Genomic DNA, 26,789 nt, shown 5'->3' with positions numbered 1-26,789 from the left:
TCAGACGTCGCGGGCGCGGATGGGGTAGAGCCAGAAGCACAGCCACGCGAGGGCGGTGAACCCGAGCGGGATCACGGCGAGCATCAGACGGATTCCGCCGTCGACGCTCTCGGGCTGCGCGTCGCCGAGCGTGGCATCGAATCCGGATGCCGTCAGCACCACCGCGGCCACGACCGCCTGCAGCACGACCGATCCTCGCACCACGAAGCCGTTGACCCCGAAGTAGGCCCCCTCGCGGCGGTGCCCGGTGCGCACGGCATCCTCATCGATGATCTGCGCGAGCATGACCTCGAGCAGCTGCAGCAGGCCGCCGACGCCCACCCCGACCGCGACGCCGACCGACACCGCGCCGATCACGTCCGACGGCACCAGGTAGCCGAGCACGGCGACGCCGAACACCGCCACGCTCCACAGCACCGCCGTGCGCGGCGAGGTGCGGCGGACGACCGCGCTCCACAGCACGATCGACGGGATCGCAGTGACGAAGATGGCCCCGAGCAGCAGGCTCCCCTCCCCCTCGGCAGCCCCGAGCGAGTACCGCACGTAGAAGGGGATCGCGGCGAGGATCACGGCGATCGAGGTCTGCACGAACAGCGACCCGAGCACGTAGGGGACGAAGGCACGATTGCGGAAGGTGTACTTCAGCTGGTCGCCCCACCGCATGGCCTCGGACGCCGCCTCCGGGACCCGGCGCTCGATCATCCCGCCGAGGAACGACCACACGAGCAACACCAGGCAGACGGCGCCCAGCACCAGGGCCATCCCCGGCCACCCGAGCGCGCTGTACAGGGCGGGCGCGCCGGCGGTGCCGAGGACCATGCCGAGGATCGCGAAGATCTGCCGCGGCACGTTGCCTCGGGCGCGCTCCTCGGTGGTGCGGAAGATCTCGGGGAACAGCGCGGAGATGTTCAGCACCACGACGACGAACGCGATGTCGTACACGGCCACGACCACGAGGAACCACACGATGAGGCCGGCGGCCGGGAGCTCGGGCGGCATCCACACCAGCGCGAAGGCGACCACGAGCGGCACGATGCCCAGACCGATCCACGGGATGCGCCGACCCCAGGGAGTGCGCAGCCGGTCGGAGATCGTGCCGACGACCGGATTCAGCACCGCGTTCAGCACACCGTGGGCGATCATCGCCGCGGCCACCCATCCGGCTGGGACCGCGAGGTGTGAGACGTAAAAGTAGACGATGAAGGCCGAGAAGGTCTGCGCCATCAGTTGGGTCGGGAACCCGGATGCCCCGAATGCGATCGTCTGCGCCCTGGTCGGCGCCGCATCCAGCCGTCGATCGCGCAGGCGTTCGCCCAGAACCGTCATCGCGCGGACGACCGCTGCAGGTCGCGCAGGTCACGCCAGCCGATGCGCACGAGAGCCTCGTCCTCGATGGCCTGCAGCACGGCGGGGTCGGTGAGCAGACGCAGCTCGTACCCACGCTTCGCCGCGCTGAAGTCGACCGCGGCCCGGAGCTCGTCGTCGTCGATCATCGGATGCAGGTAGATCTCGGTGACGCCGGCGGGAACAGCGCGCAGCAACGCGATGAAGCCGTCACGCACCTGCTCGTAGGTCTCCTCGTCGGGCTCACCCTCGCGGAGGAGCTCGAAGGGATGCGACCAGAGCCGATCGATGATCTCGATGCCGCTGGCGTCCGCTGCGGCCGCCGCGTCGTCGAGCTTGGCCTGCAATGCGGCATCCTCCCCCACCCCGTCCATCGTCCGCGGCAGCCGGAACGGGAGGCCGTTGCGGGCGGCGAGCTCGAACACCGGGCGCAGGAAGTCGTGGCCGGTGACGAGGCCGTAGACCGAGCCCATGTGGTTGTCGAGGTGCGTCACGTCGACCCCGGCGTCGAGCGCGGCCTGCAGCTGGGCGGCGAGCTCGGCGGCGACATCGTCGTCGGTCGCATCCCGCTCGACGGTCGCGACATCAGCGGGGAAGAAACCATCGGCGTCGACGAGGCTCGTTCCCGTGCCGGTCAATGGGCGCCAGCGGTAGCGCCTCCACTCGCTGGTGAGCACCAGGTGCACGCCGACGTCGAGGTCCGTGCGGGAAGCCGCGAAGGCCAGCGCTTCGGGCGACCACGAGCACGGGACCATCACGGTCGTCGAGTCGATGTGCCCGGTCGTGAGCAGCTCGACGATCGCGGTGTTCGCCGCATGACACATGCCGAAGTCGTCGGCGTTGAGGATGATCGCCCGCGCGCCGGGAGCGAGGCCGAGGCGGTCGGCGAGGTCGGAGGGAGCGGTCATCGGGGATCCTGTCGGGTAGGGACGGGCGATCGAGGGCGGCGATCGGGGCAGAGCTCAGCGGCCGGACTTCGCCGCCGGGGTCAGGATGCGGGTGAACAGCATGCTCCGGAGGGCGGAAGCCGCCTCGTCGACGGCGCCGACCAGCGGGGCCTCCGGGCCGAACGACGAGACCAGGAACCGCAGCGGGAGCTGGGGCGCGTACTCGTCGGCGACGCGCTGGATCGCCTCGACCAGCACGGGATGGGCGGCTTTGCCGCTGAGGATGAACGCCTCGGGGTCGAGCACGAGACCGACGCTGCCGGCGACGAGCACGATGCGTGTGCCGATCTCGGCGACGACCCGGATCGCGGCTTCGTCACCGCGACCGGCGGCTTCGAGATGGTCCTCCAGCGTGGCCTCGGCGTCTCGCCCCGCCCCGAGTGCGAGATCTCCGACCACGGCGTCGCTCACGATGGGCGCCCCGATCGGGAGGGGAGTCTGCGGCAGGTACATGACCTCGCCCGCGACACCGGAGAATCCGCGGTGCAGTGCGCCGTCGATCACGATGCCGGCACCGAGCCCGTCGTCGAGGAGCAGCAGCGCGAAACTGGCGAGGTCGCCGCCCACGCCCGCCGTGAGCTCGGCGAGGGCGGCGAGGTTGACGTCGTTCTCGATGCGTACCGGGCAGCCGAGCGATGCGGTCAGCGCAGCGCGGAAGGCGCCGCCGTCCGGACCGAGATCGTCGCGGATGCCGCCATCGGCGGTGACGATCCCGGGAATGCCGACGACGGCGAGGTGGATCGCCCCCTTGGCCGCCTTCACCGAGCCTCGGCAACGGTCGACGAGGGCGACGATGTGCTCGACGCGGTCCTCCTGGATGGGCAGTACGGCGTGCTCCTCGGCGTGCACGACTCCGCGGGCGTCGACGAGCACCACGTGCGCGGCGTGGTGGTCGATGTGCACAGCGGCGGCGAACCCGAGCCGCGGATGCAGGGTCACGCGACCGGCGGCAGGCCCGCGCGTCTCGCGGTCGATGCCTGCCGAGGCGACGGCGCCCGCTGCCTCGAGCATCCGCAGCACCTGGGTGACGGCCGTGCGGGACAGCCCCGTCGCCGACATCAGCTCCGCGCGGGTCTGCGGACCGCTGCGCGCGAGCGCCTCCAGGATCGCGCGACCGTTGAGCGTGCGTAGCAGGCCCTGCGGTCCCGCGAGTGGTCTGGACATGTGTTCCGGCGTCTACCTCTCGATTCACGGACGGCCCCAGAAACGGGGCCCGGCGCAATGCCCGCAAGCATGCCACATCGTGTCGCACAGGTCGACAGTTCGCGCCGAGCCCGGTCGTGGCCGCTCATGCTCTGAGCGCAGTCGAGCGGCGGGCCGCAGGTGCGGGTCGTGGTGTCGGGGGTCGTGGGGTGCGCCAGCGTCGGGTGGGGTCCCACCAGGCGGGTCCGCGGACGTGGGGTGTGCCGTGGCGCATGCGGATCTCCCAGCCGGAGGTGTCGAGGGTTCTGTGGTGGTGCCAGCAGAGGGCGACGCCGTTGTCGGTGTGGGTGGGACCGCCGTGGGCGTGCTCGTGGACGTGGTGGATCTCGCACCAGGTCGCGGGGACGTGGCAGCCGGGGATGAGGCACTCGCGGTCGCGGAGGGTGATCGCGCGACGCTGATGCGCGGTGAAGATCCGGTCGGTGGTGCTGATGCCGATGATCCGCCCGTGCGGGTCGAACAGCACCCGTTGCACCCCGCCCGCGCACGCGGTGTGGACGGCGACACGGGTGGGGACGGGGGTGTCGATGCCGTCGACGTGCGCCCAGCCACGACCGGACGTGTAGTCCTCTGCGGTGACGGACACCACCAGGGTGGGCGCACCACCGCCCAGGCGTGGGGTGTCGTCATGGCGGGCGGCGATGCCGAGGATCGCGGCGAGGGTGTCGTGCTGCTTCTGCGACCGGGAGCGCGGGTCGACCATCCGTCCCGGGTCACCGGACGGAAGCGCGTCGTCATCCATACCCGCACCGTCATCGAGGGTTTCCGAGTTCGTTTCCGAGTTCGTCTCCCCCGTGGGCCGGAACACGACTCCGGGGACGGGTGGTCCGTCGACTTTCGGGTTCAGGTACGCGTCGAACAGGCGCTGCAACTGTCCCGCGACCTCCGGCAGCAACCGTCCCCGGACCGGGACCACCCCGTCTTTCGCGCGCCCGAGCGTCAGCCCCCGCACCCGCATCGCGATGTCATCCGCGGGCTCCGCACCATCCGGATCGAGATACTGCACGATCACCTGCGCCAACAACCGCAGATCCTCCGGCGTCGCCGCCGATCCAACCTCCCCGCCAGCGTCCGAGTCCGTGTCCGCATCGGGTTCCGGTTCCGGTTCCGCGTCAGCAGCCGCGAACCCCCGCGCGTACGCCGCCAACTCCGCATCCGCCCGCAACCGGTCCGCGGCCCCGACCCGGGACCCGGCCTGCTCGATCGGCCCGATCGCCGCCAACAGCCCCGCGACCCCGATCGTCCCGTCCACCAACGCCACCCGCAGCGCGGGCCACCGCGCCGGCAACCACGCCCCCGACGACAACCCCACCTCCCGCCGCACCGCCTTCGCGGCCTTCACCACCCGCCCCGCCCCCGCAGCATCCGTGCGCACCACCCGCTGCAGCAACTCGTTCACCGTGCGACACCCATATCGTCCGCAGAACGCCGGCTCCCCCGACCCCGCCGGCCGCTCATCGACCGACGCGACCGCCTCCACGACCACCGCCTCCACCCGCCGCTGCACCTCACCCGCGACCCGCAACAACCCCATCTTCTCGTCGTCACCGAGCCGGGCGATCACGTCAGAGCGCAGCACCGCATCCAGGTCAGCGACGACCTGGCCGAGCAGCTCCGCGGGGTTGTTCATACCCCCAGTCAACCCGGGACCACCGACATTCGAACCCCGATAACCCCAGTTCAGAGCAATATTCCGAAACACGCGAAACACCGACACGCCCTCCACAGAAACACCGACGCAACACTTGTCCACACTGGCCAGAGCACGCCGCACTGCGACGCACGCGGACGCCCCCACCAGGGCAGAGTGTGAGTATCCACGTCGACACCGCACACACCGATGTCGCTGGAGACCGAGCATCCGTCGTCGAAATGACGTCGAGCATCCGCTCTTCGATTTGACGCTCACAGGTTCGCCAACTAAATTACAGATCGGTAACGGTGGCATCCGGGGGGATCGACCGCCGCGTACATCTGCCCTCCGGAAGGACTCCGTCACGAACTCCCTGCCACCCGAGCGCGCTCACGACGCCCCGGAAGCCCCCGAAGAAGCACCAGTCGCACCCCGCCCGCTGCTGCGGCGCGATCGGCGGAACTCCGCCCCCACGACTCCTGAAGCTCCCCGCGCGGCGGACGCGCCCTCGAACGCACAGCCTCCCCGCACGGCCGACGCATCCACCGCGACGCAGTCTCCCGTCGACGCGAGCACCGCCACCGCGACCGCGACCGCCACCGAGACGCAGTCTCCCGTCGACGCGAGCACCGCCACAGACGCGCAGTCTCCCGTCGACGCGAGCACACCCACAGACACGCAGTCTCCCGTCGGCGCGAGCACCGCCACCACGGACACCCCACGCCCGTCGCACCCGAAGGCCACCGGCACGCCCGGCCGCCCCCGGAGCCCGCGAGGGCGTCTCGCGCGAAAGCCCGCATCGTCTCCGGTCCGTCCCCGCCGCGCGAAGCGTCCGTGGGCGAAGGCCAAGGCGCTCGGCGCCACATTCGCGATCGGCGTGATGGTCACCGGCGCCGCACTGCCCGCACTCGCCACCGGGAGCGAAGGAGTCGTCGCCGGCGCCACCACCAGCCTCACCACTGCGGCCGCTGCCGATGCCGCGCAGTCCTACACATCCACGTCCGCGTCGTCGTCCTCGGACGAGATCCGCGCGGAGATCGCTCCGCGCGGGACCTTCTCGGCGACGACGCCCGAGGAGATCGAGGAGACACGCTCCCGTGCCGTCGCGGCGGCACTCGCTGCCGGCATGCCGCTCGGAAGCGCCGTCGACATCCCCATCGCCGATCGCATCATCATGCCGATGGCAGACGGGACCTATTCGTTTACCGATGGCTTCGGTGCGTCACGGCCGGGCCGGTCTCACCTCGGCCAGGACTTCGCCGCGGGCGTGGGCACCCCGATCAACGCCGCGATGAAGGGCTGCGTCTCCCGCTCCACCGAGAGCTACCAGGGCTACGGCGTGACGATTCAGATCGAGAGCATCGTCGACGGACAGGCCGTGAGCACCGTCTACTCGCACCTGAACTACGGAACCCGTGCGGTCGAGGTCGGCGACTGTGTCGACGAAGGTCAGTACCTAGGCGACGTCGGATCGACCGGCTACGTGTTCGGCTCCTGCCTGCACTTCGAGGTCCACATCAACACCGTCGCCATCGACCCCATGCCCTGGCTCCAGACGCACGTGAACTGACCCTCACACTCGAACGGTCGGCGCGTTGCGCGGTCCACGCGGCCGCGGCCACTCAGTCGAGCGCGCTCATCACGTGCTTGATGCGGGTGTAGTCATCGAAGCCGTACTGCGAGAGGTCCTTGCCGTATCCGGAGTGCTTGAACCCGCCGTGAGGCATGTCCGATACGAACGGGATGTGCGTGTTGATCCACACGCAGCCGAAGTCGAGGTCGCGCGAGAACCGCATCGCCCTGGCATGATCCGTCGTCCACACCGAGGCGGCGAGCGCATAGGGCACGTCGTTCGCCATCTCCAGCGCCTCGTCGTCGGATCCGAACGCCTGCACGGTCAGCACCGGACCGAAGATCTCGCCCTGCACGACCTCGTCGTCCTGCCGCACGCCCGACACGATCGTGGCCTCCCAGAAGTAGCCCCGGCCTCCCTGGCGGCGTCCGCCGGTCTCGACGGTCGCATACGCCGGCAGGCGGTCGATGAAGCCCTGCACCTGAGCGAGCTGCGCCGCGCTGCTCAGCGGGCCGTAGAGCACCCCCTCCTCGTGCGGTCCTCCGGTGCGCGCGTGCGTCTTCGCCCTCGCCACCAGCGCGGCGATGAGCTCGTCGTGCTGCGACTCGTGCACCAGCACCCGAGTGGCCGCCGTGCAGTCCTGGCCGCCGTTGAAGAAGGCCCCGGTGATGATCCCGTCGACCGCCTTCTCGAGCACGGCATCCGCGAACACGATCGCCGGCGCCTTGCCGCCGAGTTCCAGGTGCACGCGCTTCACGTCGTTCGCCGCCGAGCGCGCCACCGCCATGCCCGCACGCACCGAACCGGTGATCGCGACCATCTGCGGGATCGGATGCTCGACCAGCGCCACACCCGTGTCGCGATCGCCCAGCACGACGTTCAGAGTGCCGACCGGGGTATGCAGCGCGACGATCTCGGCGAGCAGAAGCGTGGTCAACGGCGTCGACTCCGCGGGCTTGAGCACGACCGTGTTCCCGGCGGCGAGCGCAGGCGCGATCTTCCAGACGGCCATGTTCAGCGGATAGTTCCACGGCGTCACCTGACCGATCACGCCGATCGGCTCCCGACGCACGAAGGAGGTATGCCCGGCGAGGTACTCCCCGGCGGCCCGGCCTTCGAGACTGCGGGCGGCACCGGCGAAGAAACGCAGCTGATCGACCGACTGCATGATCTCGTCGGCGACGAGGCTCGCGCGCGGCTTGCCGGTGTCCTGCGATTCCAGGTCGGCGAACTCCTCGGCCCGCGACTCCATCTCATCGGCGATGCGGAACAGCGCCAGCTGCCGATCGGCGGGGGTCGTGTCACGCCAGAGCGGGAAGGCCGCGGATGCCGCGGCATAGGCAGCGTCGACGTCGGCACCGTCGGAGATCGGCAGTTCGCCGTACGTGGCTTCGGTGACAGGATCGAGGAGCGGCATCCGTTCCGCCCCGCTCGCGGGCACGTAGCGACCACCGATGAAGTTCTGCAACGGCGCGGAGTTCTCCAGAAGGGTGCGGGACATGCCGTCATGGTAGCGCGCAGCCTGCGGAATCGGAAGATATCGCCCGCGCACAGCGACTGAATCAGTTGCAGAATCAGGTGTTGACTGTCAATATCGATAGATGAGCCCCAAGCCTGCCCAGCCTGCACTGGACGACATCTCGAAGCGCATCGTCGAACTCCTGCAGGAGGACGGACGCCGCCCCTACGCCGAGATCGCGCGCGAGGTCGGGCTCAGCGAGGCGGCTGCTCGCCAGCGTGTGCAGCGGATGACCGAGGCCGGCATCATCCAGATCGTCGCGGTCACCGACCCGATGCAGCTGGGCTTCCACCGCATGTCGATGATCGGCATCCGCGTCTCCGGCGACCCCCGCGCGATCGCCGAAGAGCTCACCACGATCCCCGAGCTGGCCTACGTCGTCGTCACACTCGGGACGTTCGACATCCTCGTCGAGGCCGTATGCGAGGACGACGAGCACCTGATCACCCTCATCGCCACCCGCATCCGCACCATCCCGGGCATCGTCCACACCGAGAGCCTGCTCTACGCGGGCCTGTACAAAGACCTCTACAACTGGGGAACGCGCTGAGGCGCACCCCTGACGCATCGGAGTGATCATGGGAACCACCGTCTTCGAACGCCGTCGGCCGCCGCAGCGGGTCGTCGACGACTCCCTGCGCGACACCGCTCTGCGCGTGTTCTGGCTCGACGATGTCGATCGACCGACGCATCCGCGCCTGAACGGCACGGTCCGCGCCGACCTCGCGATCGTCGGCGGCGGCTACGCCGGACTGTGGACGGCCGTGCGCGCCAAAGAGCGCGACCCCGAGCGCCGCGTCGTCCTCCTGGAGGCGTCGCGCATCGCGTGGGCGGCATCCGGTCGCAACGGCGGCTTCTGCGAGTCGAGCCTCACCCACGGTCACGAGAACGGGGTCACCCGCTGGCCCGAGGAGATCGACCGGCTCGAGGAGCTGGGCCACGAGAACCTCGACGGCATCGAGCAGACCGTCGCACGCTACGGCATGGACGCGGAGTTCGAGCGCACCGGTCAGCTGGCCGTGGCGGTCGAGCCGCACCAGGTCGAGTGGCTCCGGGACGAACCGGGCTTCCTCGACCGCGAAGCCGTGCAGGCGGAGGTGCACTCCGAGACGTTCCTCGCCGGAGCCTGGGACCGCGAGGGCTCGGCGATGGTGCACCCGGCCAAGCTGGGCGTCGAGCTGGCACGCGTCGCCGCAGACCTCGGCGTCGAGATCTACGAGCACAGCATCGTGCGCGCCATCGAAGGCGACGGCTCGGGTCCGATCACGCTGGTCACGCCGAACGGTCGGGTCGTGGCGGATGCCGTGGCCCTCGCCACCAACGTGTTCCCCTCGCTCCTCAAGCGCAACCGCCTGATGACCGTGCCGGTCTACGACTACGTGCTGATGACCGAGCCGCTCTCCGCCGAACAGCTCGCGTCGATCGGCTGGTCGAACCGCCAGGGCCTCGCCGACAGCGCGAACCAGTTCCACTACTACCGGCTCACCGCCGACGACCGCATCCTGTTCGGCGGCTACGACGCGGTCTACCACTACGGCGGCAAGGTGCGCCCCGAGTACGAGGACCGCATCGAGAGCCACCGCAAGCTCGCCTCGCACTTCTTCACGACCTTCCCGCAATTGGAGGGCCTGCGCTTCACCCACCGCTGGGCCGGGGCGATCGACTCGTCGAGCCGTTTCTGCGCGTTCTTCGGCACCGCCCGAAAGGGCCGCGTCACCTATGCGACCGGCTTCACCGGACTGGGCGTCGGTGCTGCGCGCTTCGCGGCCGACGTCATGCTCGACACGCTGTCGGGCGCAGAGACCGAACGCACCGAGCTGCGGATGGTGCGCGAGAAGCCGATCCCGTTCCCGCCGGAGCCCGCCGCGTCGATCGGCGTGAACCTGGTGCGCGCGGCCATGGACCGGGCGGACCACAACGAGGGCAAGCGCAACCTGTTCCTCAAGACGCTCGACGCCGTCGGCATGGGCTTCGACTCGTGAACGCTCTCGCGGCGGGGACGGGGGTGGATGCTCGTGGTCTCGCACTCACGCACGAGCCGTTGCCCGCTGAGGAGGTGCTCGCCGGCGCCCCGACGACCGCCGTGCACGGGCTGGCGACGATCGGCGGGGTCGAGGTCGGAGTGTGGGAGATGACGCCGGGCACCGCGACCGATACCGAGGCCGACGAGGTGTTCGTCGTGCTGAGTGGCCGCGCCACGATCTCGTTCAGCTCGTCGGGGCTGCCCGACCTCGAGGTCGGCCCCGGCTCGGTCGTACGTCTCGCCGAGGGCATGCGCACGACCTGGACCGTGACCGAGACGCTCCGCAAGGTGTACGTGGCCTGACGGCAGGTCGGTTCAGATCGTCAGGACGACTCGCCCAGGAGCGGACGCACGGAGGCGTAGGCATCGCGGACGTCGCGTGTCGGCACGTCGTAGACCCGGACGATGCCCGCACCCCCCTCGTGCCGCGGCCAACCCGGATCCCCGTCGGTGACGAACGCGACCGCCGCGCCGTGCACCTCATCGGCCAGCCGCTGCGGCGGGTTCGGGCCGGCGAGCGGCTCGATCGCGGGCCCGTCGAGGCAGTCGAAGAAGAACGGCACATCGAGGCAGTGCTCCGCGAAACCGAAGCGCCCCGACGGCCACGAGAACCGGTACACCCAGGTCGGCGCGGCCCCGCGGTCGGCGACGACCTTCAGCAGCGCCGAGCGGAACATCCGGTCGGTCAGCAGTCGCCCGGCGACGCGCGCATTGCCGAGTCCCGTGACGTCGGCGTTGGCGGCGAGGTACGCACGGCGCGCGGCCTTCGGCAGCCCGAGCTTTCCCAGCAGGAGCGACCGGGGCACCCAGCGCAGCTTCTTCGCCGCATCCGAGAACACCATCGTGAACTCGTCGTCGGTCGCTCCGAGCACGAGCGGCTTGTCGGCGCCGACACCCGCGGCGAGCGCCTCGCGCGTCGACCGTGGCAGCAGATCGCCGTCGATGCGCGGTCCGAGCGGCAGCCCCTCCTCGATCATGGTGCCGACCGACGACGGCCCGAGCGCGGTCGCCTTCTTCTGCAGCTCGAGGATGCGCTCCTCGGAGAGCGACGAGAAGCCGGCGACGGTCGGCTCGACCCCGCCGGCGGTGGCGAGCCCGCGACCGAACGTCTCGGCACGGGTGGCGGCGACATCGGCGAGCGCGCCGGAGATCGAGTAGACACCGTGGAACAGGTGCTGCGCCTTCTCCATGCCGAGCAGGGTCAGCACGGCACCGCCGCCCGCGGACTGGCCGGCGATCGTCACGCGCGACGGGTCGCCGCCGAACACGGCGATGTTCTGCTGCACCCACTCCAGCGCGAGCAGCCAGTCGCGCACACCACGGTTCGACGGAGCATCCTCGATCCAGCCGAAGCCGTCGAAGCCGAGGCGGTACGAGATCGACACGGTCACGACATCGTCGCGGTTGAAGTTGCGGCCGTCGTACCAGACGCTCGCGGGCGAGCCGGCGAAGTACCCGCCGCCGTGGATCCAGACGAGCACCGGGAGCCCGGTTCCCTGCTCGGCGCGGGCCGGGCTCGGCGTGAACACGTTGACGTTGAGCGTCGACTCGCCCTCGACGCTCGGCTCGGGGATGAGCGTGACGCCGGGATCGCCGCGCTGCGCGGTGGCGGCGAACTCGAGCGCGTCGCGCACGCCCTCCCACGGTGCCTTCGGCACGGGCGCCTGGAAGCGCAGCTCACCGACCGGGGCCTCCGCGAACGGGATGCCCAGGAACGCCGCCGACCGCGGATTGCCTCGACCACCGGTGGTCGGACGCCAGCGGCCGCGCACGCGTCCTGCGGTGGTCGTCACCTCGACGAGGTCGGCGGTCGTCTCGAAGTCGGTATCCGTCATCACAGCATTCTCCCGTCTGTGGACGGCGAGCGGCGACACCGCGAACGCCCTCAGCCGGGCGTGATCACCTCGGCGTGCGGCATCCGCGTCTTCATGATCCCGATCGCCTCGGGGTTGTCATCGACCAGCACGGCATCGCGACCGAGCGCCGAGGCCACGGCCCCGGTCGTGCCGCTGCCGGCGAAGAGGTCGAGCACCCGGTCGCCGGGTCGACTCGACGCGGTCACGATGCGGCGCAGGATCCCCTCCGGCTTCTGCGTGGGATAACCGGTCTTCTCGCGCCCGGTCGTCGGCACGATCGTGTGCCACCACACGTCGGTCGGCAGCTTGCCGCGCGCAGCCTTCTCGGCCGTGACCAGTCCGGGTGCCATGTAGGGCTCGCGGTCGACCTCGTCGGAGTTGAAGACGTACTCCCGCGGGTTCTTCACGTACACCAGGATCGTGTCGTGCTTCGTGGGCCAGCGGCTGCGCGACTTCGCGCCGTAGTCGTACGCCCAGATGAGTTCGTTGAGGAAGCAGTCCCGCCCGAACACGGCGTCGAGCATCACCTTCGCGTAGTGCGCCTCACGGTAGTCGAGGTGCAGATACAGCGTGCCGTCGTCGGCGAGCAGCCGCCACGCCTCCTCGAGCCGCGGCATCAGGAAGGAGCCGTAGTCGTCGAAACGGTCGTCGTACGCGCGCAGCATCCCGCGCACCCGCTCGTACGCGTGGCCGTGGAACCCGTGCCGCACCTCGGTCGCGGGCTCGGCCGCAGGCTCGGGCTCGGCTGCGGGCGGTTCAGAACTCAGGAAGACCGGTGCCGCATCGCTCGATTCGACGGGCTCCGCGCCCGAATCTGCGGATTCTTCCTGAGTTGTGAACGTTCGCCGAGCGGTGACCACCTGCCGCCCCTGCGTCCGGCCGGTGTTGAACGGCGGGTCGAGGTACACGAGCGTGAAGGAACCCGTGGGCAGGGTCGCCGCGACGGCGAGGTTGTCACCCTCGATGATGGTGACCGCGCCCGCGGTCACGGCACCCGATGCAGCCACGCCTCGGTGGCGAACTTCGACTCGACGAGAGCCTCCGCGTCGGCATACTCGTCCGCCGTGATCGCACCGGTCTCGGCGTCGGTCAGTGAGCGGAAGGTGTCCTTGAACCGCTCGATGATCTCGGCGCGCTCGAGCCCGGTCTGGCTGCGCAGCGGATCGACGCGCTTGGCGGCCGAGGTGGTGCCCTTGTCGCTGAGCTTCTCGCGGCCGATGCGCAGCACCTCGGTCATGACCTGGCCGTCGATGTCGTACGACAGGGTCGCGTGGTGCAGCACTCCCCCGTTGGCGAGGCGCTTCTGCGCGGCACCGCCGATCTTGCCGGTCGGGCTCGCGATGTCGTTGAGCGGCTGATAGACCGCATCGATGCCGAGCGACCGCAGCGCCTGCAGCACCCAGTCGTCGAGGAAGGCGTACGAGTCGGCGAAGGTCATGCCCGCGACGAGCGATGCCGGCACATACAGCGAGTACGTGATGATCTGCCCCGCGGCCATGAGCATCGCCCCGCCGCCGGAGATGCGGCGGACCACGTCGAACCCGTGCCGTGCGGCGCCTTCGGGGTCGACCTCGTTGCGGTACGACTGGAACGACCCGATCACGACGGCCGACTCGTTCCACTCCCAGATGCGCAGGGTGGGACGACGGCGCCCCTCGCCGACGCGGGCGGTGAGCACCTCGTCGAGGGCGAGGTTCATGCGCGGCGAGACCGCCTTGTCGTGCACGATCTCCCAGTCGAAGTCGCGCCACCCCGGGGCCGTCACGAGCGCGCGACGCACCGCGGTGCCGACGGCTTCGGGCGAGAAGCCGAGCAGCTGAGCGCCATCCGGAAGGGCGCTGCGGACGGCCGCGGCGATGGCCGTCGAGTCCGTCTCGGCGGGCAGCCCGTTGACCGCGGCGTTGATGTCGTCCAGCGCCGAGTCCGGCTCGAGGAAGAAGTCGCCGGCGAGGCGGAAGCGGGCGATCCGGTCGTCCTCGATCTCGAGGTCGACGACGACGAGCTTTCCACCTGGGACCTTGTATTCACCGTGCACGGTTCCAGCTTAAGGCGCAGGGCCTCGGATACGGCGGGTCAGCGATGACGGATCAACCACGGGCAGGATGAACCACCGGCCGATCAACCGTCGAGCACATCAGCCGCCGAGCACCACCACGCGTTCCCCGGCGCGGATCGGTGTCGAGTACCGGTTGCCGGCGGGCGGCAGCGGGCAGACGTACTGGTCCGAGAACGCGCACGGCGGCAGATAGGCGCGGTTGAAGTCGATCACGGCCGTGCCGTCGGCGGCGGGCTCGTCGACCGGCAGGAACCGGAACCGGTACGTCTCCAGCCCGTTGGTGCCGTCGGCGAAGACCGCGCTCAGCGCGCCCTGTCCGTTCCGGGTGACGGTGAGCGTCTGGGCTGCCCCCGCCAGTTCGAACCGCAGCCGCCCGGCGACCGGCGTCTCCCGCGCCTCACCGTCGACCGATGTGATCAGGATCTGCTCATCCGGCGTCTCCTCGAACACCGCCGGGAGTCGCCAACGCTCGTCGGGCGCGTAGGCGTCGATCGCGGTGAACCACTCGCGCTGCGGCCGTGCCGGATTCAGCACGCGCAGTGCCAGCGCACCGTGGCGATCGAACACCCGCAGCTCACGCCTGCCGAGGCGGACACTCTCCGTACCGCGCAGGACCACGGTCGATCCCGCCTGACCGAGCTCGCTCCCCCGGATGCCGCCGTCGCCGGTCAGCGCCCAGAGCCCGGGGATGCCGTCGACCGCTGCCGCCTCCGTGATGAGCCAGTTCGTCGACTCGAGCGCCGACGGACCATACTCCGACCCTGCGTAGCGCTCGCGCGACGCGTGCCAGTCCTGCCAGTCCTTCACGAAGCTCATCGGTGCGGTCCCTCCCGTGCGAGGGCAGCCCACAACGGCGCGCTCCTCGCTCCTGCGCGGAATACTGACCCGAATCTACGGTCGTCTCCGAGCCCGGAGAACGGGTCCGTCACACGCCTTCACCGGGCGTAACGTCGCGTCACACCGCACGGAAGCGGGAATGCGAGGCGCGCTGCTCAGCGCGCGGGGATGTGTGCGTCGAGCCAGGCGAGCACGTCGGCGCGCACCTCTTCCTGCTGCAACTCGGCGAAGATCTCGTGGCGCGCATCCGGGTACACGAGGGTCGTGATGTCGGTGAGCCCGGACCGGCTGCGGTACTCGTCGGCGAGCTTGTGCACGCTGCGGGGTCCGCCCACCGGGTCGTCGCGACCGACGAGGAGCAGCATCGGGATGTCGCGACCCAGGTCCTTGGCCGGACGCCCGTAGAGCCGCGCGGCCTCGATCGGACCGAAGAGCTTGAGCAGCGGGACGTCGGTCGTGAGCGGATCGTCGGCGAACGCGGCCCACACGGCGGGATCGCGGCTGAGCCATTCGAGCCCGGTGGCGCCTTCGTCCTTCGCCCACCGCGCGTTCAGGGGTGCCGCGTTGAGGAACCCGGGGGTGCGCAGCGCGGAGCCCGAGAGGATCACGGCATCCCATGCCTCCGGGTGGTGGTTGACGAGCATCTGCGCCAGGAACGAACCCCACGAGTGGCCCAGCAGCACGAGCGGCAGGTCGGGGTTCTCGTCGCGGATGATTCCGGTCAGCTGCCAGACGGCATCCTCGGCAGCGCGGAGTCCGCCGACGCCGAGTCGCCCCAGCTTCTCGGGTCCGCCGTGCTGACGGATGCCGGTGCGGCCGTGGCCCCGGTGGTCGTCGGCGTAGACGTGGAAGCCGGCCTCGGTGAGGGCGCCGATCAGAGCGCCGTATCGTCCGGCATGCTCGCCGACGCCGTGCAGGAGCTGCACGACTCCGCGGGGAGTCCCCGCAGCCGGATGCACGTCATAGACGATGGCCACGCCATGGGCGTCGGTGAACTCGCGCGTATCCGTCACGCTGCGAGCCTAGCGACCGCGCACCCGCACCGCCTACCGCGCGACGGCATCCCGGATCGCGAAGGCGATGTCGCGGTCGGTGACCTCGTAGCCGCCGACGCCGTCGGAGGCCGAGCCCATCCGCACGCCGCCCTCCTCGATCACCGAGCGCTTGGCGGAGAAGTGGATCGCGTCCACCCCCGCCGCGGCGAGCACCGGGGCACTCGCGACGTCGACTCCGCTGCCGGCCATGATCTCGATCTCACCCTCGGCCGCAGCGACGAGCGCGCGCAGGGTGTCGATGCCGTCGATCGCGGCGGATGCCCCACCCGAGGTCAGCACGCGGCGCAGGCCGAGTTCCCTGGCGCTGCGCAGCGTCGCCACGGGGTCGGCCGTCACGTCGATGGCGCGATGCAGGGTGACGGGCGCTCCGCCCGCGGCATCGCGGAGCCGGGCCATGGCGAACAGGTCGAGGTGCCCCTCCGCGTCGAGCGCGCCGATGACGACGCCGGTCGCACCCGCAGCGATCGCGCGACGCACGTCGCGCTCGGTGACCGCCAGCTCGTCGTCGGTGTAGTGGAAGCCGCCGCCGCGCGGCCGGACGAGCACGTGCACCTCGGGCCCGTCTGCTCCGGCTGCCTCGACCGCCAGCTCGAGCGTCGCGGGAGACGGGGTCAGTCCGCCGAGGGCGAGGGCCGTGGCGAGCTCGACGCGGTCGGCGCCGATCTCAGCGGCGATGCGCACTCCGGCGGGGTCCTGCACGGCGATTTCCAAGGCGAGTGTTCGGGTCACTCCTCCATTGTGCCCGGCGCCGAGACAGTGTCAGAAAAATTAGATAGGCTATCTAAGTAATGTCTGCGTCCGATGAATCCCTCGCCCTCACCGCCACAGACCTGCGCATGGCCACGTTCCGCCTGGCCCGTCGCCTCCGCTGCGCCCGCGCGGCCGACTCGATGAGCGATGCCCAGCTGGCGGTGCTCGCCGACCTGCGCATGAACGGCCGCCGCACGATCTCGACCCTCGCCGTGCGCGAGCGCGTGACCGCACCGTCGATGACCAGCACCATCAACGGACTCGAGGAGCAGGGCTTCGTCGTCCGCACTCCCGACGAGGAAGATCGCCGCCGCGTGCAGGTCGACATCACCGACGCCGGCATCGAGCTCGTCGTCGAGACGATCCGCCGCCGCGACGAGCTGCTGGCCGACATGCTGCGCGAGGTCGAATACACCGAGGCCGAGCTCACGACGCTCCGAGAAGCGAGCGCCCTGATGCGACGGGTGGTGGAGCGATGAGCGCGATGTTCCGTTCCTTCGCGAACATCAACTACCGGATCTGGTTCGCCGGCGCCCTCGTCTCGAACGTCGGCGGCTGGATGCAGGCCACTGCCCAGGACTGGGTCGTGCTCACCGAGCTGACCGACAACGACGCCACCGCGATGGGCGTCACCATGGCGCTGCAGTTCGGTCCGCCGCTCGTGCTGGTGAGCCTCACCGGCTGGGTGGCCGACCGCTTCGACCGACGCCACATCCTGTTCGCCACCCAGTCGGCGCTCCTGGCCCTCGCGATCGCGGTGGGCGTGCTGCTGCTGAACGATGTGATGACCCTGCCGATGATGTTCGCCTTCGCCCTCGGTTTCGGTGTCGTGAACGCATTCGATGCTCCGGCCCGGCAGGCATTCGTCTCGGACATGGTGTCGACGGGCGACACGTCGAACGCGGTCGCCCTGAACTCGGCATCCTTCAACCTCGCCCGCATGGTCGGCCCGGCGGTCGGCGGTCTGCTGATCGTGGCGATCGGCTCCGGCTGGGTCTTCATCGTGAACGCCGCGACCTTCCTCGCGATGATCCTCGCGCTGTCGATGCTGCGCACCGGCCTGCTCGCGCCACGGCTGAAGAACCGCAGTCGCGGCGGGCTCGCGGCCGGGTTCCGGTATGTCTGGGGGCGCAGCGACCTGCGGGTCGTGTTCGTCACGGTGTTCCTGATCGGCGCGTTCGGCATGAACTTCCCGATCTTCGCCTCGACCATGGCGCTCGAGTTCGGCGCGGGCGCCGACGGCTACGGCGTGCTCAGCTCGGTGCTCGCGATCGGCTCGCTGATCGGCGCCCTGCTCGCGGCACGCCGGGATCGCGCGCGGGTGCGCGTCGTGATCATGGCCGCCGGCGGATTCGGCATCGCCGCGTTCGTGTCGTCCGCCATGCCGACGTATGCCTCGTATGCCGTCACCCTGACCTTCACCGGCTTCATGATCGTGACGCTGCTCACCACGGCCAACGGGTACGTGCAGATCACCACCGAGCCGGCGCTGCGCGGGCGCGTGCTCGCGCTGTACATGGCCGTGATCATGGGCTCGACGCCCGTGGGTGCTCCCATCGCCGGGTGGGTCGCCGACTCCTTCGGCCCGCGCGCGGCCATCATGCTCGGCGGCACGGCCGGATTCGTCGCCTGCGCGATCGGGGTGATCTGGGTGGCGACCTCGGGCCGCCTGCGCCGCGCCGAGAACCGCCGCTTCCTGCTCACCCTCGACGAGACCCGGCCACTGAGTGTGGTCGAGCGGCTCGACCCGATCGAGTTCAGCGACGAAGCAGCCGTCACCACGCCCATCCGCACGGCGAAGAGGAGCGACCTCGAGGGCTGAGCCTCTTTCCGCGGTTTGTCAACGCCCTCTACGGAGTGCACCCGACGTACGTACCGTCGGGGCATGGACGACAACACGGAACGCACACCCCACCCGCAGGACCCGGCCGAGGGCGCTCCCGGCGTCGGCGTCCCCGATGAGGATGCCGGTCAGGGCGACGGCACCGGCGGCGCGATCCAGGGCGACAGCTCGCGCGGCGAATCGACCGGCGGCGCCATCCAGGGCGATGCCGGCCAGGGCCATCGCTCTGCCCTCGGGGGCGACGAGGGGACCGAAGACCAACTCGACGCCGACAACGCGGCCGAGGAAGACACGTTGAAGACGCTCGACCCGGATTCCCCGCCGGCCTGAGCGCTCCGAGAGGGCAGCGTCACCGCAGCCGTCTCCCCCAGAGACGGCCTCCCCCCTGCGGTGGCGCTGCCCGTCACACCGGCCTGACGCAGAGTACTACGCGCCGAGAACGAGCTTGAGCTGCTCCACCGCCCAGTCGAGCTCGGTCGCGCGGATCACGAGGGGCGGCGCGATGCGCACCGTCTGACCGTGCGTGTCCTTGACGAGCACGCCCCGATCGAGCAGCTTCTCGGCGATCTCGCGGCCTGTGCCCCGGGCGGGATCGATGTCGACTCCGGCCCACAGGCCCGCGATGCGCACCGCGGTCACGCCGTGCCCGATCAGCGGCTGCAGCGCCTGCTCCAGGTGCGCGCCGAGTGCCCGCGCGCGCTCCTGGAACTCGCCGGTCTGCAGCATCTCGACCACGCGCAGCCCCACGGCCGCGGCCAGCGGGTTGCCACCGAAGGTCGAACCGTGCTCGCCCGGACGGATCACACCGAGCACATCGGTGTTCCCGACCACGGCTGAGACGGGGAGGATGCCGCCGCCGAGAGCCTTGCCCAGCAGATACAGGTCCGGCACGACGCCCTCGCGGTCGCACGCGAACGTCTCGCCGACGCGGCCGAGCCCCGCCTGGATCTCGTCGGCGATGAACAGCACGTTCTTCTCATCGCAGATCTCTCGGATGCGGCGCAGGTATCCCTCCGGCGGGATCACGACGCCGGCCTCACCCTGGATGGGCTCGACGAGCACGGCGGCCGTGTCGTCGGTGATGGCCGCGGCGATGGCCTCCGCGTCGCCGTACGGGACGACGTCGAAGCCCGGGGTGTACGGACCGAAGTCATCACGAGCCTGCTCATCGTCGCTGAAGCTGACGATCGTGGTCGTGCGGCCGTGGAAGTTGCCGGCCGCGACGATGATGCGCGCCTTGCCCGCAGCGATCCCCTTGACCCGGTACCCCCAGGCGCGGGCGACCTTGATGCCGGTCTCGACCGCCTCGGCGCCGGTGTTCATCGGCAACACGAGGTCTTTGCCGGCAAGCTCCGCGAGCGCCGCGGCGAACGGCTCGAGCCGGTCGCTCTGGAACGCGCGGCTGACGAGCGTGACCCGGCCGAGCTGCTCGGTGAGCGCGGCCACGAGCGCCGGATGCCGGTGCCCGAAGTTCACGGCCGAGTACGCGGCGAGCAGGTCGAGGTAGCGCTTGCCCTCGACATCCGTCACCCAGGCGCCCTCACCGCGGGCGATGTTCACCGGCAGCGGGTGGTAGTTGTGCGCGACGTGCGGCTCGGTGTTCGTCACCGTGGCCTCGCCCTCGTTCGCGATGTCGACCGCGGTCACTTGGCACCCCGCAGCTCGAGCGTGCAGCACTTGATGCCGCCGCCGCCGAGCAGCAGCTCGGAGAGGTCGACGGTGATCGGGTTGTATCCGCGCTCGCGCAGCTGCTTCTCGAAGCCCTTGGCTCGCGGCGAGATGATCACGTTGTAGCCGTCGCTCGCCGAGTTGAGCCCGAACACCGAACCGTCCTCGTCCGACACGAGGATCGCGTCGGGGAAGCGCTTCTCGAGTTCGGCACGGCTGGCATCGTCGAAGGCGCCGGGGAGGTACGCGATGTTCGCACGCTCCGGGCCGCCGTTCTCGGCGCCCTGCACCGGGTCGAGCACGGCGATCGCGGTGTCGAGGTGGTAGAAGCGCGGGTCGACGAGGTTCAGCGAGACGACCTCACGGCCGAAGACCTCGCCGACCTCGCGGTGGCTGTCTCCGGTGGAGCGGAAGCCGGTACCGGCCAGGATCACGTCGCCGACGAGCAGGAAGTCGCCCTCGCCCTCGTTGACCTCCTTCGGCATCACGGTGTCGTAGCCGGCGGCGCGGAACCAGTCGGCGAACGCCGGCGCCTCACCCTGACGCTCGACGAAGCGGAACTCGGGCACGTACGCGCGGCCGTCGATCAGGAATCCGCCGTTGGCCGTGTAGACCATGTCGGGGTAGCCCGCGAGCGGCTCGATGAGTTCGACCGTGTGGCCGAGCTCGAGGTACAGGTCGTGCAGCTTCTGCCACTGCGCGACGGCGTTGGCGGTGTCGGTCGGCCGCGACGGCTCCATCCACGGGTTGATGGAGTAGTTCACGGTGAAGTGCTCGGGCTTGCACATCAGGTAGTGGCGGCGGTGCGCGGTGCGGGCGGGTGCGGTGCGGACGGCGGTTTCAGTCGTCGACATGGGGGCTCCTCGAATGGACGGGCGCGGCGGACGCTGTCCTGGGGCCCGGCGGTCCTTCGACCCGCTGCTCGTTCAGAGCCGGCGACGGGGAAGATGCGACTCGGGCACGCCGGAGTCCATTGTGTCACCCGCCCCCTGTACGCCGCCAGAGCCGCGCTTCATCCGAGGCGCTCAGACCCCCGAGCCGCGGACCACGACCTTCCCCGCGGTGTGCCCGGCCTCGAGGTGGGCGAGGGCGGCGGATGCTTCCGCGAACGGATACTCGCGCTCGATCACGGGCACGATGCGGCCGTCGGCGACGAGTTCGAGGAGTTTGGCCAGCACCTCCGGTCGCGGCGTCGCGGCGAGGGGACGGATGCTCCGGGAGCCGACTGACAGGACCGCGGCGCGCAGCATCCGCGGGATGGGCCCCAGCACGTGCCCGCCGTCGCCCGTGACCAGCACGACCCGACCACCGTGCCCCACGAGTCGCTGCAGCTCGCGCAGCGGCATCCCTCCGGCGATGTCGACGATCGCGTCGAAACGCCCGGCCGGGATCTCGCTCAGCGGCGACACCCGGTGGTCGAAGGTGCGCACGGCGCCGAGGCGCTCGACCAGCGGTGCGTTGCGAACGCTGCAGGTCGCCCAGACCTCGGCCCCGCGGAGGGCGGCGAGCTGCACCGCGAACGTGCCGACACCTCCGGATGCGCCGATGATCAGCACCCGGGGAGCCTCGCCTCCGCGCAAGCCGACGCCCGCGAGATCGAGGGCCTGCCACGCGGTGCCGGCGGCGATGGGGAGGGACGACGCCGCCTCGGGCGTGATGTCGGGCGGGATCGGCACGAGCCGCGACGCGGGAACCCGCACGTACTCGGCGAGCCCTCCGCCGCCGACCAGCTCGCCCACGACCTCCTCGCCGATCTCAGCGCTCACCACGTCGGGCCCGACCGCGACGACGGTGCCGGCGACCTCCATGCCGCGCACCGGATGCTTCGGACGGGTGAGGCCGAAGACCGGGCGCACGAGGAACGGATCGCCGAGCAGCAACCGCACGTCGCCCGCGTTCAGGGAAGTGGCCCGCACGTTCAGGAGCACTTCGCCGCGGTGCGGCACCGGCACGGGGATCTTCTCGAGGCCCACCCCGGATGACGGGCCGTAGGTCTCGCGTCGCCAGGCGTTCATCGTCTCGGTCATGATGCTCCTCCGGATGCGGCTGGGGCGGGGTAGGCGAACAGGTCGTCGAGCCCGACCCCGAACGCCCGCGCGATCTGGAACGCCAGCTCCAGCGTGGGCGAGTACTTCTGCTGCTCGATGGCGATGAGCGTCTGCCGCGTCACGCCGACGGTGCGGGCGAGCTCGGCCTGGGTGAGCCCGGCCTGTTCGCGATGGGCGCGGATGCTGTTGGAGACGAGGGTCGGCTTCACCATCAGACGAGCCCCCGCCGGTAGGCGATCACGCGGGCGATGCCCCCGACGAGCGCGGACACCGCGAAGCCGAGGTACATGGTGTTCGCGATCCAGAACACATCGGCGCCGACCGCGCACAGCGCGATGACCCCGAGCCCGGCGATCACGACGAAGGCCTGCTCGACCCGGCCGCCCATGCGACTGATGTCACGGTCGCGGATGTCGGAGCGACCGGCGCCGTCCGGGTCCTTCATGCCGGCGAGGATGCCCCAGACGATGCTGATCACGATCGTCGCGACGATGCCTCCGCCGATCGTCCACAGCATGAGCGGGAACCAGTCGACGGCGGTGAGCGGCCCTCCCCCGGCCTGCTGCAGCACCAGCACGACGTAGACGACCAGCGCGATCGGGCTGACGATGAGTCCCGCCCAGGCGTTGCGTTCCTCGTAGACCATGATGCCTCCGATGTAAAAGATTATTGACACTCACGCTACGCCGCCTATGCGACCGTGTCAAGAATTCTTTACATCAAGTCAGATCACGTCGCTGCTCCAGGGGTCGAGGTTGCCGTAGCGGTGCGCGGTGATCGAAATCGACTGCTCGTGCACGAACGGCAGCAGCTCGATCCGGGCGGCCGCTGTGACCTCGCCGTTGTACACCGCGAGGTCAGGATCGCCCCCCGATTCCGTCGCCAGGGCCGTGTGCAGCGCGGCGACCGCGGCACGACCGCCGACCAGACGCACCCGGTCGCTCACGGGCAGCGCGACGACGCCCTCCACGGCATCCTCGTCACGGAGCATCCGCTGCATCCACTCCTCGTCGGTCTCGAGGAAGACCGAGGCATCGAGGTCGCCGAGCGCGCGGCGCACGTCGCCGGGCAGACCGACCGGCGTCGAGAGCACGAAGGCGGCGCCCGAACGTACGCCCGCGATCACCACGCGCAGCAGATCCTGCAGGGCTGCATCCTCCGTCGCCCGGATCTCGACCGGCACCGGGCGGTACCGGAACAGGTTCCGCTCCACGCCGAGGTGCGACACGTCGCGCACCTGACCGAACTCGCGGTCCCACGCCAGGGCATCCGAGAGCGCCGAGCGCCGTAGCCATTCGAACTTCTCGTATTCCAGCGACGACTGCGCCGACTCGATGAGCGCCGTGATGCGGGAGTCGAGCCCGCGCAGATGCAGGGTGCTGGATGCCGGTCCGCCCGGCTGCGAGCGCCAGGATCCGAGGCCGATCAGGTAGTTCGGGCCACCCGCCTTGGCGCCCGGTCCGACGGCCGACCGCTTCCAGCCGCCGAACGGCTGCCGCTGCACGATCGCCCCGGTGATGCCGCGATTCACGTAGAGGTTGCCCGCCTGCACGCGGTCGAGCCAGAAGGCGAGGTCGCCCGGATCCTGCGTGTGCAGCCCGGCGGTGAGCCCATAGGCGACGGCGTTCTGCAGCTCGACGGCCTTCTCGAGGGTCGGCGCGTGCATGATGCCGAGCACCGGCCCGAAGAACTCCTCGGTGTGGAAGCGCGACCCCGACTGCACGCCGACGCGGATGCCGGGGCGCCACAGCCGCCCGCTGCCGTCGTCGTCGGCCGCGAGCGCGGGCTCGATCAGCCACTGCTCCTCACCCTCGAGCTCGCTCAGCGCCCAGGCGAGCTTGCCCTGCGGCGGCTCGATCACCGGGCCGACCTCGGCGAGCGGATCGGTGGGCGGGCCCACGTGCAGCGAGCGCACGGCATCCGCGAGCTGCCGCTTGAACCGCGGGGAACGGCCGACGGGGCCGACGAGGATCGCGAGGGAGGCGGCCGAGCACTTCTGACCCGCGTGCCCGAACGCGCTCTTCACCAGGTCGGCGACGGCCAGGTCGAGGTCGGCCGAGGGGGTGATGATCATCGCGTTCTTGCCGCTGGTCTCGGCGAGCAGCGGCAGGTCGGGGCGCCAGGAGCGGAACAGGGCGGCGGTGTCCCACGCGCCGGTGAGGATCACGCGGTCGACCGCGTCGTGGGTGATGAGCTCGCGGCCGAGCTCTCCCTCCTCGATGTCGACCAGCGCGAGCAGATCACGGGGGATGCCCGCCTGCCACAGCGTCTCCGCGATCACGGCGGCACAGCGGCGGGCCTGCGGTGCCGGTTTGAAGACGACGCCCGAACCGGCGGCGAGCGCGGCGAGCACTCCGCCGGCCGGGATCGCGAGCGGGAAGTTCCACGGCGGCGCGACGACCGTGACGGATGCCGGGACGAACACGGCCCCCGCGATCGCGTCGAGCTCGCGCGCGGTGGCCGCGTAGTACCGGGCGAAGTCGACGGCCTCGCTCACCTCGATGTCGGCCTCGGCGAAGATCTTGCCGGTCTCGGAGGCGGCGACCTCGATCAGGTCGCCGCGTCGGGCTTCCAGCGCGGCGGCCGCCCGCAGCAGCACCTCGGCGCGTTCTGCGGCGGGACGAGCACCCCACGCCGGAGCCGCGCCACGGACCCCCTGCATGATCCGCTCGAGGGACTCCGCATCGTCGATCCATGCGGCCGCGACCGTCGCGTCACCGAGGTCGGACGAGCCGATGCGCTCCCGCACCTCGCGCGCCCAGTCCCGGTTCACCGGCAGGGCGGGGTCGCTGTCGACGGTGTTCGAGAACCCCGGTGCTCCCCCGGCGTCCTGTTCGATTTCGCGGGCGGAGTACACCGCGGTCTCGAGGAAGGCCTCGCGACCGCCGCCGTCGTCGTCGGAGCCGCGCGAGATGCCGAGCACGGCCTGGGTGAGGTCGGTCTCCGGCAGCGGAGCCACGGGTGAGGGGCGCAGTGCTTCGTGCACGGGCGCGCTCCGATCCTGCGTCCGACGCGGACCGGTCCGCAGCGTGGGATCGTCCGACCGGTCGAGCGCGTCGAGGAACCGATCCTGCTCCCGCACGAACAGGGCCTCGTCCTCGCCGAGCCGGAACGCGGCGGAGAGGAAGTTGTCGGGCGACGCGTTCTCCTCGAGCCGGCGCACCAGGTAGCTGATCGCGACGTCGAACTCGGCCGGCGCCACCACCGGCACGTACAGCAGCACGGGCCCGACCTCACGCGAGACGGCCTGCACCTGCCCCTGCGCCATGCCGAGCAGCATCTCGAACTCGACGGCCTCGCGCACATCCCGCTCGCCGGCGAGCAGCCACGCGTAGGCGATCCCGAACAAGTTGTGTCCCGCGACGCCGATCTTCACGGCGGAGGCATGCTCGGGGCGCAGGGCCCAGTCCAGGCAGCGCAGGTAGTTCGCGTCGGTGTCGAGCTTGGTGTCGTAGGTCGCGGGGGTCCAGCCGTGCATCCGCGCCTCGACCTGCTCCATCGCGAGGTTGGCGCCCTTGACGAGGCGCACCTTGATGCGGGCGCCGCCGTGCGCGACGCGGTCCTGCGACCAGGCGGTCAGCTCCTGCAGGGCGGGCAGGGCATCGGGCAGGTACGCCTGCAGCACGATCCCGGCCTCGAGCCCGGCGAGCCGAGGGTCTTCCAGGATGCGCGTGAACACCGCGATCGTCAGGTCGAGGTCGCGGTACTCCTCCATGTCGAGGTTGATGAAGGTGCCGTCCGCGGCCGCCGTGAGGTACAGCGGGAGCAGCCGCTCCACCACCTCGTCGACGATCTCGTCGAACGCCCACATCGACAGGTGGCTGACGATGGCCGAGACCTTGACCGAGACGTAGTCGACATCGGCTCGTCGGATCAGGTCGTGGATGCCGTCGAGGCGGCGCTTCGCCTCCGCTTCGCCGAGCACGGCCTCGCCGAGCAGGTTGAGGTTCAGGCGCGAGCCCGTGGCCGTGATGCGTTCGATGGCCGCTTCGAGCTTGGCGGGCCGCGCATCGACGATGAGATGCCCGACCATGTCGCGCAGCACCTTCCGCGCGATCGGCACGACCGGCGACGGCAGGATCGGCGCGACGCCCCCGCCGAGCCGCACCACCGAGCGCAGGTACCAGGGCAGGAACTCGGGCACGATCGGCGCGATGCGGTGCAGCTGCGAGGCAGCGGCGCTCAGGCTCTCGGGGCGCATGACGCCGTCGACGAAGCCGAGCGTGAACGGCAGCCCGTTCGCATCCTGCAGCACTCCGGCGAGACGGGCGGCAGCGGGGTCGGGTTCGATCGCGGCGGCCTCGATCGCCCACCGCCGAGCAAGCTCGACGGCACGGTCTGCGAGGGGTGCGGATGCCACGGCATCCGCCGGAGATGACGACGACTCTGCCATGTGTCCACCCTAGGTCTGCATCACCCCGCAGGCCGGGAGCC

24 protein-coding genes are annotated in these 26,789 nt (G+C 70.5%); 7 read left to right on the top strand and 17 right to left on the bottom strand.

The genetic code is table 11. The annotated features are described in order from the left end of the window. The 4 genes from ACIOTO_RS09955 to ACIOTO_RS09940 form a co-directional block, all read right to left on the bottom strand. Positions 1-1,326, bottom strand: a complete 1,326-nt coding sequence (locus tag ACIOTO_RS09955; protein ID WP_400857666.1) for an MFS transporter — start codon at positions 1,324-1,326, stop codon at positions 1-3. Next, positions 1,323-2,252: a polysaccharide deacetylase family protein gene (locus ACIOTO_RS09950; RefSeq protein WP_105711960.1), complete on the bottom strand. Its 930-nt coding sequence runs from the start codon at positions 2,250-2,252 to the stop codon at positions 1,323-1,325. Before ACIOTO_RS09950 ends, ACIOTO_RS09955 begins: the two co-directional genes overlap by 4 nt. 54 nt (positions 2,253-2,306) lie before the next feature. Then, positions 2,307-3,455, bottom strand: coding sequence for an ROK family transcriptional regulator (locus ACIOTO_RS09945; RefSeq protein ID WP_400857665.1), 1,149 nt, complete (start codon positions 3,453-3,455; stop codon positions 2,307-2,309). Positions 3,456-3,579: 124 nt separating this feature from the next. Then, the gene (locus tag ACIOTO_RS09940) at positions 3,580-5,124 is read right to left on the bottom strand and encodes a DUF222 domain-containing protein (RefSeq protein WP_400857664.1); all 1,545 of its coding nucleotides are present in this window, start codon (positions 5,122-5,124) and stop codon (positions 3,580-3,582) included. 268 nt (positions 5,125-5,392) lie between these two features. Here ACIOTO_RS09940 and ACIOTO_RS09935 point away from each other — a divergent pair, with 268 nt between their 5' ends. After that, positions 5,393-6,697: a peptidoglycan DD-metalloendopeptidase family protein gene (locus ACIOTO_RS09935; protein ID WP_400857663.1), complete on the top strand. Its 1,305-nt coding sequence runs from the start codon at positions 5,393-5,395 to the stop codon at positions 6,695-6,697. A gap of 52 nt (positions 6,698-6,749) precedes the next feature. Here the strand turns inward: ACIOTO_RS09935 and ACIOTO_RS09930 are convergent, their stop codons facing one another. Next, positions 6,750-8,201 (bottom strand): gamma-aminobutyraldehyde dehydrogenase, encoded by a 1,452-nt coding sequence (locus tag ACIOTO_RS09930; RefSeq protein ID WP_400857661.1) that lies wholly within the window; start codon positions 8,199-8,201, stop codon positions 6,750-6,752. Between the two features lie 100 nt (positions 8,202-8,301). Between ACIOTO_RS09930 and ACIOTO_RS09925 the strand changes: the two genes are divergently transcribed. From ACIOTO_RS09925 to ACIOTO_RS09915, 3 genes are read left to right on the top strand one after another with little or no spacing between them, the layout of a single operon-like run. After that, positions 8,302-8,769, top strand: coding sequence for an Lrp/AsnC family transcriptional regulator (locus ACIOTO_RS09925; protein WP_029262144.1), 468 nt, complete (start codon positions 8,302-8,304; stop codon positions 8,767-8,769). 28 nt (positions 8,770-8,797) lie between these two features. Beyond that, positions 8,798-10,201: an NAD(P)/FAD-dependent oxidoreductase gene (locus tag ACIOTO_RS09920; protein WP_400857660.1), complete on the top strand. Its 1,404-nt coding sequence runs from the start codon at positions 8,798-8,800 to the stop codon at positions 10,199-10,201. Next, positions 10,198-10,545 carry a cupin domain-containing protein gene (locus tag ACIOTO_RS09915; RefSeq protein WP_400857659.1) on the top strand — a complete coding sequence of 116 codons (348 nt, stop codon included), beginning with the start codon at positions 10,198-10,200 and terminating at the stop codon, positions 10,543-10,545. Before ACIOTO_RS09920 ends, ACIOTO_RS09915 begins: the two co-directional genes overlap by 4 nt. A gap of 20 nt (positions 10,546-10,565) precedes the next feature. Here the strand turns inward: ACIOTO_RS09915 and ACIOTO_RS09910 are convergent, their stop codons facing one another. From ACIOTO_RS09910 to ACIOTO_RS09885, 6 genes are all read right to left on the bottom strand, one after another. Continuing rightward, positions 10,566-12,077 (bottom strand): carboxylesterase/lipase family protein, encoded by a 1,512-nt coding sequence (locus ACIOTO_RS09910; protein WP_400857658.1) that lies wholly within the window; start codon positions 12,075-12,077, stop codon positions 10,566-10,568. Between the two features lie 50 nt (positions 12,078-12,127). Then, positions 12,128-13,105, bottom strand: a complete 978-nt coding sequence (locus ACIOTO_RS09905) for a DNA-methyltransferase (protein ID WP_400857657.1) — start codon at positions 13,103-13,105, stop codon at positions 12,128-12,130. Further along, positions 13,084-14,133: a biotin/lipoate A/B protein ligase family protein gene (locus ACIOTO_RS09900; RefSeq protein WP_029262139.1), complete on the bottom strand. Its 1,050-nt coding sequence runs from the start codon at positions 14,131-14,133 to the stop codon at positions 13,084-13,086. The genes ACIOTO_RS09905 and ACIOTO_RS09900 overlap by 22 nt, the downstream gene beginning before the upstream one ends. Before the next feature lie 99 nt (positions 14,134-14,232). After that, complete coding sequence (locus ACIOTO_RS09895; protein ID WP_029262138.1) at positions 14,233-14,970, bottom strand: DUF1684 domain-containing protein; 738 nt, start codon at positions 14,968-14,970, stop codon at positions 14,233-14,235. 176 nt (positions 14,971-15,146) lie between these two features. Further along, entirely contained in the window at positions 15,147-16,004 is an 858-nt protein-coding gene (locus tag ACIOTO_RS09890) for an alpha/beta fold hydrolase (RefSeq protein ID WP_029262137.1), read from the bottom strand. Between the two features lie 33 nt (positions 16,005-16,037). Next, positions 16,038-16,775, bottom strand: coding sequence for a copper homeostasis protein CutC (locus ACIOTO_RS09885; protein ID WP_400857656.1), 738 nt, complete (start codon positions 16,773-16,775; stop codon positions 16,038-16,040). Between the two features lie 59 nt (positions 16,776-16,834). On the opposite strand from ACIOTO_RS09885, the gene ACIOTO_RS09880 reads away from it, so the two are divergent. From ACIOTO_RS09880 to ACIOTO_RS09870, 3 genes are all read left to right on the top strand, one after another. Further along, positions 16,835-17,275, top strand: coding sequence for a MarR family winged helix-turn-helix transcriptional regulator (locus ACIOTO_RS09880; protein ID WP_029262135.1), 441 nt, complete (start codon positions 16,835-16,837; stop codon positions 17,273-17,275). A 5-nt stretch (positions 17,276-17,280) separates the two neighbouring features. Continuing rightward, positions 17,281-18,618 carry an MFS transporter gene (locus ACIOTO_RS09875; RefSeq protein WP_400857655.1) on the top strand — a complete coding sequence of 446 codons (1,338 nt, stop codon included), beginning with the start codon at positions 17,281-17,283 and terminating at the stop codon, positions 18,616-18,618. A gap of 63 nt (positions 18,619-18,681) precedes the next feature. Continuing rightward, positions 18,682-18,969, top strand: coding sequence for a hypothetical protein (locus tag ACIOTO_RS09870; RefSeq protein ID WP_029262133.1), 288 nt, complete (start codon positions 18,682-18,684; stop codon positions 18,967-18,969). A 96-nt stretch (positions 18,970-19,065) separates the two neighbouring features. Here the strand turns inward: ACIOTO_RS09870 and rocD are convergent, their stop codons facing one another. The 6 genes from rocD to ACIOTO_RS09840 form a co-directional block, all read right to left on the bottom strand. Next, positions 19,066-20,286, bottom strand: coding sequence for an ornithine--oxo-acid transaminase (gene rocD / locus ACIOTO_RS09865; protein ID WP_400857654.1), 1,221 nt, complete (start codon positions 20,284-20,286; stop codon positions 19,066-19,068). Then, positions 20,283-21,161, bottom strand: a complete 879-nt coding sequence (ddaH, locus tag ACIOTO_RS09860) for a dimethylargininase (protein WP_400857653.1) — start codon at positions 21,159-21,161, stop codon at positions 20,283-20,285. The genes rocD and ddaH overlap by 4 nt, the downstream gene beginning before the upstream one ends. 171 nt (positions 21,162-21,332) lie before the next feature. Then, complete coding sequence (locus ACIOTO_RS09855) at positions 21,333-22,334, bottom strand: NAD(P)-dependent alcohol dehydrogenase (protein ID WP_400857652.1); 1,002 nt, start codon at positions 22,332-22,334, stop codon at positions 21,333-21,335. After that, positions 22,331-22,567 carry a helix-turn-helix transcriptional regulator gene (locus ACIOTO_RS09850; RefSeq protein ID WP_400857651.1) on the bottom strand — a complete coding sequence of 79 codons (237 nt, stop codon included), beginning with the start codon at positions 22,565-22,567 and terminating at the stop codon, positions 22,331-22,333. Before ACIOTO_RS09850 ends, ACIOTO_RS09855 begins: the two co-directional genes overlap by 4 nt. After that, entirely contained in the window at positions 22,567-23,001 is a 435-nt protein-coding gene (locus ACIOTO_RS09845) for a hypothetical protein (RefSeq protein WP_400857650.1), read from the bottom strand. The genes ACIOTO_RS09850 and ACIOTO_RS09845 overlap by 1 nt, the downstream gene beginning before the upstream one ends. A gap of 78 nt (positions 23,002-23,079) precedes the next feature. Beyond that, the gene (locus ACIOTO_RS09840; protein ID WP_400857648.1) at positions 23,080-26,748 is read right to left on the bottom strand and encodes a proline dehydrogenase family protein; all 3,669 of its coding nucleotides are present in this window, start codon (positions 26,746-26,748) and stop codon (positions 23,080-23,082) included. Positions 26,749-26,789 lie beyond the last annotated feature (41 nt).

The organism is Microbacterium sp. NPDC087592, assembly GCF_044743585.1.
Lineage (GTDB): Bacteria > Actinomycetota > Actinomycetes > Actinomycetales > Microbacteriaceae > Microbacterium.
The sequence above is the reverse complement of the archived record's forward strand: the minus strand, read 5'-3'. Positions and strand labels throughout refer to the sequence as shown.